Origin of the sequence: Nocardia sp. CDC160 (assembly GCF_035818795.1) — a bacterium.
In the GTDB taxonomy this organism is placed as follows: Bacteria; Actinomycetota; Actinomycetes; order Mycobacteriales; family Mycobacteriaceae; genus Nocardia.
Window position 1 is genome coordinate 259,128 of record NZ_JAYKYT010000002.1, and the last position, 626, is coordinate 259,753.

Consider the following 626-nt stretch of genomic DNA (forward strand, 5'->3'; position numbering starts at 1 on the left):
GGCGGTCTCCGGCCTGCTTACGAGAAATTCCCGGATCCGACCGAGCGCCACCTCTCGCTCCCCCTCGGCCATAACCAATATCCCTGCGCGCGTGGCAATTGTCGCAACGAGGGACTCGGCGCTGCGCCGCTGCGAGTGAACGAACTCGGCCTGCTCCGGCGACCCGAACCTAGCAACCCCGCCCGAGCCAGGAAGATGCATTCCGGCCGTCGCGGCGCCCGAGCAACGTCCCAGTGAGCTTGCCCGTCCCCGCGCCAAGGTCCAGCACTCGACGACCAGGCGCCCACTCCAACGCCCAATGAACCGCAGCCGGTGCGTAATCCGGTCGGTGCTCCGCGTAGGCCGCCGCCGCAGTGCCGAACGACGAAGAAGGGTGGGTGGTCAAGAACGGTTGCCCCAGGATGTCGATGGGGCTAGGGCTCGATGTCTGGGGGCTCCACGGTACCTATCCGCATTCTTGGAAGCTCTATTTCGTCGATGGCGAACTCCGGCCGTGAGACCTTCTTGACTACCACGTCGGGTTCGAGGTCCAGATCCGACGGAGGTTGGGGCTCTTGGGAAGTCATAGTCGAATTGTTCCACTCCAGAAGGGTTTCCAGGGAGGATGCGCTGGATCGGCCAGGAAT

At 64.2% G+C, this 626-nt stretch carries 1 pseudogene; it reads right to left on the reverse strand.

Annotated elements, in window-relative coordinates:
* Positions 1 to 214: 214 nt before the first annotated feature.
* Positions 215 to 385 (reverse strand): annotated as a pseudogene (locus VMT40_RS08690) (SAM-dependent methyltransferase); the annotation flags it as partial.
* Positions 386 to 626 lie beyond the last annotated feature (241 nt).